The organism is Corallococcus terminator (assembly GCF_003611635.1).
GTDB lineage: Bacteria > Myxococcota > Myxococcia > Myxococcales > Myxococcaceae > Corallococcus > Corallococcus terminator.
The window spans coordinates 1-9470 of sequence record NZ_RAVZ01000362.1; the positions used below are offsets into that span (position 1 = coordinate 1).

Annotated in this window: 7 protein-coding genes; 3 read left to right on the forward strand and 4 right to left on the reverse strand. The window is 71.8% G+C overall.

What is annotated here, in order from left to right; all coding sequences use genetic code 11:
• Both D7V88_RS34615 and D7V88_RS34620 read left to right on the forward strand, forming a co-directional pair.
• Positions 1-1468, forward strand: a 1468-nt coding sequence (locus tag D7V88_RS34615) for a serine/threonine-protein kinase (protein ID WP_147448979.1), incomplete at its 5' end; no start/stop codon positions are given.
• Entirely contained in the window at positions 1465-2724 is a 1260-nt protein-coding gene (locus D7V88_RS34620; RefSeq protein WP_147448980.1) for a FecR family protein, read from the forward strand. The genes D7V88_RS34615 and D7V88_RS34620, both read left to right, overlap by 4 nt.
• Before the next feature lie 16 nt (positions 2725-2740).
• Here D7V88_RS34620 and D7V88_RS34625 read toward each other — a convergent pair whose 3' ends face one another.
• The gene (locus D7V88_RS34625; protein WP_120544883.1) at positions 2741-4315 is read right to left on the reverse strand and encodes a cyclic di-GMP-binding domain-containing protein, MshE-related; all 1575 of its coding nucleotides are present in this window, start codon (positions 4313-4315) and stop codon (positions 2741-2743) included.
• Positions 4316-4388: 73 nt separating this feature from the next.
• Complete coding sequence (locus D7V88_RS34630) at positions 4389-4778, reverse strand: VOC family protein (RefSeq protein ID WP_120544884.1); 390 nt, start codon at positions 4776-4778, stop codon at positions 4389-4391.
• 27 nt (positions 4779-4805) lie between these two features.
• Between D7V88_RS34630 and D7V88_RS34635 the strand changes: the two genes are divergently transcribed.
• Complete coding sequence (locus D7V88_RS34635) at positions 4806-6161, forward strand: response regulator (RefSeq protein ID WP_120544885.1); 1356 nt, start codon at positions 4806-4808, stop codon at positions 6159-6161.
• Here the strand turns inward: D7V88_RS34635 and D7V88_RS34640 are convergent.
• Together D7V88_RS34640 and D7V88_RS34645 are read right to left on the reverse strand one after the other, a co-directional pair.
• Complete coding sequence (locus tag D7V88_RS34640; RefSeq protein ID WP_147448981.1) at positions 6145-9228, reverse strand: hypothetical protein; 3084 nt, start codon at positions 9226-9228, stop codon at positions 6145-6147. The two genes, D7V88_RS34635 and D7V88_RS34640, sit on opposite strands and share 17 nt — an antisense overlap.
• Before the next feature lie 23 nt (positions 9229-9251).
• Positions 9252-9470: hypothetical protein (locus tag D7V88_RS34645; protein ID WP_147448982.1), on the reverse strand; the 219-nt coding region annotated here is incomplete at its 5' end.

The following is a 9470-nucleotide window of genomic DNA, read 5'->3' on the forward strand; positions in this document are numbered from 1 at the left end:
CGACCCGGAGGCGTGGCAGGGCGGGCTGCGGCCCTTCGACACGTTCGGTCCGTACCAACTCCTCAAGCGCCTGGGGGCGGGCGGGATGGCGGAGGTCCTGCTCGCCCGGCGCACCATGGCCGAGGGCGTGGACAAGCTGGTGGCGCTCAAGCTGGTGTTCCAGGAGTACGCGCGCCACCCGCGCCTATCGGAGCTGTTCCTCACCGAGGCGCGCCTGAGCGCGACGCTCCAGCACCCCAACGTCATCCAGGTGTTCGATGTGGGCTCCGCCGCGGGCCGGCCCTTCATGGCGATGGAGTACGTGCACGGGTGCAATGGCGCGGACCTGATGGAGCGGCTGCGGGAGCGCGGGCGGCCTCCTCCGGTGGCGCTCGCGGTGACGCTCGCCATCGAGCTGGGCAAGGCGTTGGAGTACCTGCACGACCAGCGCGACCTGGATGGCCGCCCGCTGCATCTGGTCCACCGCGACGTGAGCCCGGGCAACCTCCTCATCGGGCTGCACGGCGAGGTGAAGCTGGTGGACATGGGCGTCGCGTCGGCCAGCATCGCCAGCGGCAACGACCTGCTGGTGGTGGGCAAGCGCGCGTACATGGCACCGGAGCAGGCCGCGGGAGGACGCCCGGAGCCCGGCTGGGACATCCACGGCATGGGGCTGGTGCTCTATGAGCTGCTCACGCTGAAGCGCGCCTTCGGGGAGGTCGCGGAGGCGGAGCACGCCGGGCGTCTGCGTCCGTCGCGCTTCAATGCCCAGGTGACGCCGGAGCTGGAGCGTCTGGTGCGGTGGGCCACCGCACCCGAGCCCAAGGACCGGGCCCCCAGTGCCCAGGCCTTGCGACAGGCGCTGGAGCGCGTGCGCGGCACCCTGCCCCCCTTCGATGTGGTGCAGGCGATGCGCGAGCTGTTCGGGGAGTCGCTGGACCGGGTGCAGCGCGAGACGGAGGCGCTCATCGGCGTGGCTCGCGGCAGGGACCGGCCTCGGGGCTCCCGGCGGTGGCTGGGCTTCGTGGAGCGGCGGATCCCGGGAGCGTTGCAGTTGATGGCCTCGCGCCACCATCAGGGGCTGCGGTGGGGCGCGCTGGCGCTCACCATCCTTGGCACCTCGGGTGCGGCGCTCCTGTGGCCCCTGCATGCGCGGGAAGCGGCGCTGGGGGAACATCTGGTGAGGGCGGACCGGCTCATCGCGGTGGCGAAGTTGTCGGGTGCGGGAGAGGACACCGCGCTGGCGCAGCTCCAGGCGGCGCGGGCGCTGGGTCCGGAGGATCCGCGCGTGCTGGCACGGCTGGAGGCCCTGGCGGATGGCTTCGAGTCGCTGGCGACGGAGGCCGTACAACGGGGCGACGTGGCGGAGGCGGTGGCGCATCTGCGCGCCGCGCTCGAAGCGGCACCGGGGCGGAATGTCCCCCGGATGAAGCTCCAGTCCCTGGAGGACGAAGCACGCCGCGCGTCCACCGGGTGGAGGAAGCCATGAGCACGCGTTCGCGTTTCTCGTTCGCGCTCCTGCTCCTCTCGCTGGCGGGCTGTTCGCGCACCCCGGGGGATGCCGGCGCCGCGGAAGCCGTGTCGCGGGAGCTGGAGGCCATCGTGGCCACGTGCGCGATGGCCCAGGGGCCCGTGGACACGATGCGCACCGCGCGCTCGTTCTGGGAGCCGTTCGAAGCAGGCGCCACCTTCCGCGCGGGTGACTGGGTGCGCACCGGGGCCGCGGCCTCCGCGCGCATCGAGCTGCGCGGCGGCGGTCGCTTCGAGTTGGAAGAGCGCACCGCGGTGCTGGTGGAACGGCCCGCGCCGGTGGATGGGGGCGGCGCGGGCGGCGCGGTGGTCGCGCTGGAGTCGGGCACCGCTCGGGGCGTGCTGCCCGTGGATGCGCTGCGGGATGGCCCGCTCGTCCTGCGGGGAGATGACGGACGTCAGGTGGAGCTCACCGTGGACGCGCACGAGGGGCCCGCGGAGTTCCGCGTCACCCGCACCGCGAACGGCATGCAGCTCAGCGTGTCCCGGGGACGGCTCATGCTTTCGGAAGGGGCCCACCGCCGCACGCTCGGCGCCGGAAGCTGGCTGGAGGTGGCCCGGGGCCTGGAGGACGCCGAACACGACGGGCCCCCCTTCCCCGCGAGCCTGTCGCCCGGAGTGGACGCCCGCATCGAGTGGAGCCAGGACCTGGGCATCCCCCTCGCCTGGAAGGCATTGGACGGAGCGCGGCGCTACCAGGTGCAGGTGGCGCGAGACCTGGGCTTCACCCAGCGCGTGGTGGACACGCAGGTGGACGGCCTGGGGTTCACGTTCATCCCCCCCGAGCCCGGGATGTTCGTCTGGCGCGTGTCCGCGCTGGATGGCCAGGGACGACCGGGCGAGTCCGGCTTCGCCCGCCGCATCTTCGTGGACCGCAAGCTCAAGCGCGCGCTGCTCATCGCGCCCCGGGATGACTACCAGGCCCCGGATGACGCGGCGGCGCAGGACATCGTCTTCGCGTGGCAGTCCGTCGGCGGCGAGCCCCGCTACCGGCTCGTCGTGGCGAGGGAGCGGAGCCTGCGCCACCCGGTGCTCGTGGTCGAAGGCAGCACGCAACAGGTGGTGCTGCCCGGCCTGGCTCCGGGCGAATACTTCTGGGGCGTATACGTGGCCGAGGATCCGCCCGCGCCCCTGTTCCAGAAGGCCCGGCGGCTCGTGGTGCCAGCGACATCCGTGGCCCGAGGGAAGGACTTGAGCAACCCGGCCGACCTGTGACGGACGGCGGGGAGGCTCAGGCGCTCTTGCGCTTGCGCATCATCGCTTCGTACGAGCGGCCCACGCTCTGGGAGAGGATGAGCAGTTCGCCCACGTCCGGCGGGGTGAGCTGATCCGGTCCGTTGTCCACGTAGAGCAGGTGGACCACCTTGCCGCGCACCAGCAGCGGGAGGATGACCGCCGTCGTGGGGAAGCCGCCGCCCAGCAGCCGGTAGAACATCCCCATCGCCGCGTCCCGCTTCACCGGGCCCACGTAGTGCGAGCGCGTGTCGCGCACGAGCCGGAAGGTGCTCTGGTCTCGCAGCGGCACACCGATGCGGCGCACCGCTTCGTCGCGCACGCCCTGCCCCATGCCGTGCCAGCCCGTGACGAGGTTGCCCTGCACCGACAGCAGCAGGGACCGGCGCCACTTGCCCAGCGCGAACCGGAGCACCGTGCGGGCCACGTCCTCGCGGTCCGAGCTTCGCGCCAGCTCCGCCTGGGCCTCCGGGAACGTCATCGGCTTCGGAGGCGGCGTGGGCGCGCGGACCTGCGGCGCGACGGGCCGCGCGGGCGGCGCTTCCGGCCTCGCGGCCTGCTCCGCCTGCACCGGCAGGTCGTCGAAGGTCGGCAGCTCGGCGAAGCCCGGCAGGGCGCCCGCGTCCGGCGGTGGCACCGCTCCCCCGAGCGCGGACGGCCCCGGAGCGCCAGCGGGCGGCGGGCCGGTGACGACGCCCGGAGGCGGCATGGGCATCCCCGGGCTCGCCGCCGCGGGACGGGCCTGCGCGGCCACCTGCGCGGGCGCGCCGGGAACGGGGACCTGCGGCGCCACGTGCGCGGGGATGTTCACGCGCGGCTGCACGCCGGGGGGCACCGGACGCTGGGCCGACGGGGGCGACGCCGGAACGGACGCAGGCATCGAGGGACGGGCCTGCGGGGGCGGCGCCTGGGGAGGCCGGGCCACCGACGCGAGGGGCACGGGCGTCTCCACCACCTCCACGCCGGTGATGATCTCCCCCTCCAGCACGGCCTCGTCGTCGGCGTCCGCGCCTCCGAGCGCCTGGGCATAGACGGACTGGAACTCCTCCTCGCTCATCAGGTCGGGAGGCCGCTCCTGCGCCTTCGCCAGTTCCGCCGCCGCGCCCTTCGCTGGCCGGGGACGGACCGCGTTCATGTCGATGGCGCGCAACTGCCGGAACGCCTTCGCGTGCCGGCGCAGCAGTTGGTTCATCCGGAACTCGGGGATGACCACCGGCACCACGCGCTTGCCCGTCTTGAACGCGATGGCGTCCAACGTCGGGAAGTCGTGCGGGTTCACCACCGCGACGCTCAACCGCGTCGCGTCCGAGCGCATCGGAAGGTATTCCTTGTCGTCCGCCTCGTTCGGGTTCACCAGCGCCACGGCCTTCGGGTCGGGCACCATCTCCCCGGACGCGTAGGCACAGTTGTGGAGCTTGCCCAGCGCCTTGGCCAGGTCCGGTTCGGACAGGAGGCCCAGCTCCACCAGGTTCGTCCCCAGCCGACCGCCGTGCACGACCTGCGACTCCAGCGCCTCTTCGAGCGCCGCCGCCGACACCAGGCCGTCCTTCACGAGCAGTTCACCCAGGCGCATGGGGCCGCTTGTAGCCATGCCCCGTCACCCTCCGCAAGCCTTGGGCCGGACGCCCCCCGCCCGCTTGGGGCCCCTAGTCCTCCGGATGGTGACTCAGCCCCACCCGGTTGCCCTCCGGGTCCCGGACGTAGAGCGTCCAGCGCGTCTCGTGCTCCAGCGGCACCCCCGCGCGGGCGAAGGTCTCCACCACCCCACCCCTCGCCTCCCGGGGGATGCGGAACACCAGCATCAGCAGGCCCGGCGTCGGGTGGCGGAACGGGGATTGCTCCGGAGTCCCGTCCACCGCCTCGATGGCCAGGAAGGAGCCCCCGGGGACGCCTACCCAGACGCTCCGCAGGGTGCCGTCCTCGCGCAGGTGGCGCTTGAGTTCAGGAAAGCCCAGCAGGTCCCGATAGAACGTGGTGACGCGCTCCACGTCCTTCGCTTGAATCGCCACGTGGTGGAAGCCCTGAACGTCCTTCATGGCGTTGATGGTAGGGTCTGCCCGCCCATGGCGCGACTGCTCATCGTCGAGGACAACCAGGAACTGGCCTCCCTCATCGCCACCGTGGCGCAGACCCGGGGTCACGACGCGCTCACCGTGTTCACGGGCGAGGCGGCACTGGAGTCGCTGGGGCCCACGGCCCGCTTCGACGCCGCGCTGGTGGACCTGCTCTTGCCGGACATCCGGGGCAGCGAGGTGCTGGGCGCGCTCAGGGCCCACGCCATTCCCGCCATCGCGGTCAGCGGCGTCTACAAGGGCGACCGCTTCGCCCAGGAAGCCATTCAAGTGCACGGCGCGCGCGCCTTCTTCGAGAAGCCCTTTGAACTGGACGCCGTGATGGACGCCCTGGAGGAGGCCGCGGGCGTGCCGCCGGTGCCCCACACGGAGCTGCTCGACGAGGTGGACCTGCTCGTCCTGGAGGAGCTGGTGGAGGACGAAGGGGTGGAGGAGCTGACGGTGTCCGAGCCCTCCTCCGAGCCGTCCGTGGAAGCCCCGCCGGAGCCGTCCCCCGAGGACGATGAAATCTCCGAGTCCCTGCCCCTGCCCTTCGCCCGGCGCGACGCCGTCTGGACGGAGGCCGTGCCCACCCGGGAGCGCCGCCGCCGACAGCTTCCCGAGTGGTCGCTGGGTGGAGACCTGAAGCACACCTCGGTGCCCCGGCTGCTCAACGCCTATTACGAAGCGCGCCACCACGGCGAGCTGAAGCTGCGCCAGGGCACGGTGCTGAAGGTCGTCTACTTCGAGGCGGGCCGCGTCGTGTACGCCGCGTCCAACCTGGCCCCGGAGCGCTTCGGCCGCTTCTGTCTGCGCAAGGGCGCGCTGACGGAGGCCCAGCTCGCGGAGGCCACCGCGTACGCGCGCGAGCACACGCTGCGCACCGGGGACGCGCTCTTGAAGCGCGGCCTGCTGAGCCCCTCGCAGCGGCGCCGGCTGCTGGAGGAGCAGGTGAAGGACATCCTCTGGTCCACCTTCACGTGGACGGAGGGCGGCTACGGCTTCAGCCCCATGCGGCCGCAGCGCGCGGACCTGGTGCCGCTGTCGCTCTTCCCCGGCGACCTCATCGTGGAGGGCGTGACGCGCACGGAGACACTGGTGGCGCTGCGCCAGCGGATGGCGCCCGGGCGGCGGTTGTTCCCCACGGCGGATCCGCCCTACGGCCTGCATGAGTTGAAGCTGGCCGGGCCGCAGGCGCTGCTCCTGGCGTTCGCGGACGGCACGAAGACGGTGGAGGACCTGCTCGCGCTCACCGACCTGTCCGAGCGCGAGGCCCTGGCCACCCTGCGCGGCCTGGAGCTGTCGGGCGTGCTGGAAGAGCGTCAGCAGACGCCCAACCGCCGCCAGCGCATCAGCTTCGGGCTCTGACGCCGCGCCGCCGGCGCGCCATCCACGCGAGCGCGCCCAGCCCGAAGGCCGTCACGCCGGAGCCGCTTCCGGAGCAGCCACAGCCCGACGTGGACGGGGGCGGCGCTTCGGTCCGGGACACCACGATTCCTCGCAGGGTCGCGGTGCCGGAGAACGTCGGCTCGCCCAGGAACGCGGGACGGATGACGTACGTGAGGGCCGCGGTCGCGCCCCCTTCCAGCGGCACCGGTTCCACCGCGAAGCCTCCGCCTTCCAGCGCCGTGGCGATCACCGGCTGGCCGTTGAGCCTCACGCTGTCCAGCACCACCTCCGCGCCGGAGGGGATCTCCTCGTAGCGGATGGCGGACACGCCGCATCCGGTGTCGTTGTGCAGGAAGACGGAGACGCCCACCTGGCTGGAGTCGGAGCCCGGACCTGTTTCAGCGCGGCGCTCCAACGACACGAAGGGCCGGGCGCCAATCCGGACCGAGTGCTCGCGGGTCGCCGCGGAGGCCCCTTCGCCCGTGGCCGCCACGTTCACGGTGACGAACTCCCCCACCAGGGACTCCAACTGCTTGTCCTTCGTGGACAGCGTCGCCGAATCACCCGCGGACACGGGCGTCTCCAACTCCGGGCCGCGCACATAGGTCCAGTCCAGGTTCACCGCCGTGCAGGCCCCCGCGGGGAAGGTCTGCCGCAGCGTGCCCCGGGCGCCGTCTTCACAGGTGGCGACGAGTTCTCCGTCCACGTCGCCCAGCTCCACGTCGCGCGCGTCGCGCGTCAGCGACTGGAGCGACTCGGACGTCTCGGTGGCGCCACCGGCCACGGGCTCCTGCACGCGGACACGCACGTTGTAGGTCGCACTTCCGCAGGTGGGAGGCAGGTCCAGTGCAATGTCACCCGAAGCCCCGGGGAAGCTCTGGGTGGCGAGCACCTGGGCCGAGGCGTCGGAGGACTCCAGCGTCACCACCGTCGTGATGCCGCGCGAGGAGACGCAGTTGAGGGCCGGCGTCACCAGACGACCGCGCACCTTGCGCTCCTCCGGAGGATCCAGTGTCAGGACGGGCGTCACGTTCTTCATGGGAACCCAGCGCGGTTTCACCGTCACATCGACGATGGACTCCGGGCCCACCAGCAGGTGGCCGTCCACCACGAGTTGGTTGAACGCACGCAGCGTCACCGAGGCGTCGGAGCACGCCCCCTGCGAATCGACCACCACGGCGGTTCCCTCGACGGGCGTCGTGCCGACCGGCGGTTGCGGTGCCCCCTGCGCCTGCACCGCGTTCACCGCCACAACCGGGGAAGCATCGAGCCGCGACCAGAACGTCTTCACCAGAGGAAGGTCCGCGTTGGGAGCACAGAGGTGGAGCGACTGGGGCTGCAGGCTCTCCCCGGTGAAGCGGGGCATCGGAGGATTGGGGAACGGTGCCTCCGGAGGTCCCCAGGGATGGAACTCCACCGGGACGCTCCTGGGTGCGGAGTCCAGCTCACCGTCGTTCGCGCGCACGGTGTAGGTGAAGACGGTGCTGACAGGCTTGCACCGGTCCGCTTTGTCGAGGACCGGGTTGAGCGTGGCCACCCTGTCCGTCACGTCGAGCTTGGGGGCCCTCGTGGGCGCTGGCGCCCAGGGATACCGGACGGGTTCGCAGCCGGAAGCGCCCCGTACCGGAGTGAGGGTGCCCGCGGCACCGCCCGCGAAGAAGACCCCGCCCGGAACGTTCACGGTGACATCCAGGGGCGCGGCGGGCGGAATGGTGTGCTTCACGTTCAGTTCCACCGTCTTCGTCGTGTCGTGCGCCGCCAGACCATCCGAGGCCACCACGTCGAGGGAGGCCTGCTGGCTCGCGCAGAAGCCTGAGTCCGCCGTCAGCGACAGCGTCATCCCGTTGTCACCCGCCGGGGGCGGTCCGGACTGGATGGAGAGCAGTCCGTTGGGGTCCCGGGGCGTGAACGTCACGCGCACGGCATCCCCGTCGCCATCGCGCGGGTTGAGGATCAGCGACGTCGTCCTGCCCTCCTCGACGTCGAGGCTGTCCGGCGCGATCCGCAGGTCCGGCGTCTTCTCGTTCTGGTAGATGAGGATGTTCTGCACCGGCCCGTTGAGGACGGCGACGCAGTAGGACGCGCCCCAACACGACATCTGCACGCCGGTCTGGGTGATGCCCGTGGGGAAGCTGGTGTTCTCGCGCCAGACGGAGCCGGGCAGTGACGAGGGTGACACCGGCTCCGCGCTGTAGGCCCTCACCCTGCCGTCCTTCTTGGCGAGCATCAGGCCGAAGCCGACTCCCGCAGCGGAGCCATTCGCCACATCGAAGGCGAGCGCATCCACGGAACCTGCGCCCGTGAGTACCGGATCAAAGGGCCACGACGTCCCCTCCAGGGTCCCGCGAAAGAGCGCTGAGTTGTTGCCGAAGAAGGCGAGCGGCTTCGCGGGCGTCAGTCCAGGAAGGAGGGCCATGGAGAGCGGCGAGGCCACCGGAGGAGAACCCGGCGCGAGGAAGGTCTGCCCCGTCGCCCCCCGGTACCAGACCAGGGTGGCCACGGTGGAGCTCACGGAGTACAGGGCATGCGGCACACCGCCGGGCTGAGGAGGCAGCACCGCCAACGGCGCCAGGGGCACGGCGCCGGGCTGCGGCATCGTCAGGAGTCCCCATTGCGCGGTGCCCTCCTTCGGAAGGAAGGACGAGCGGAATTCTCCCCCCGACGGGAACGGGGTGGCGGCGGCGTAGCCCACGCCACCATCCGCGGTGAGCCGCACCGCTCTCAGTGTGTAGTCGTTCGCGGTGGGGAACAGGGACTTGCCCTCATCCGGCGAACACCCCGCGACGCTCTGGAGCGTGCTGTCGCTGAGGATGCCCACCACGCAGTCGCTCCCCTGAAGGAAGCTGCCCGCCATCTCCCCCGACAGGGCGGAGATTCCGCCGTCCCGGGAGATGAACAACTGCTCGCCCGTGGCCACGGCGAAGTGGCCAGGCCGGAAGACCGTCACATCGCTTGGGACGCCATTCTGGGTCTGGGTGACGGTCCAACCGCCACGGGCCACCCCGGCGACCAGCACCAGCCCCAGGCCGACCATCCAGACTCGCACGTTCAACGTCCCTTCCCAGACGACTAGTAGGCCAGCTCCGCCCGCAGGTAGAGGCGATCCGGAGCATCCACCGAATCCGCCCCCAACCCCAAACCACTGAAGCCCAGCACCGTGTATCCCAGGGCGACCCGGAGGCGCTCATCCAGCCGGTACGCCACCTCCGTGCGGAAGGACGACAGGCCCTGTCCATCCGCCGCGGACGTGCGCCGAGCCCCCTCCACCGCGACCTCCAGCCCCCCCAC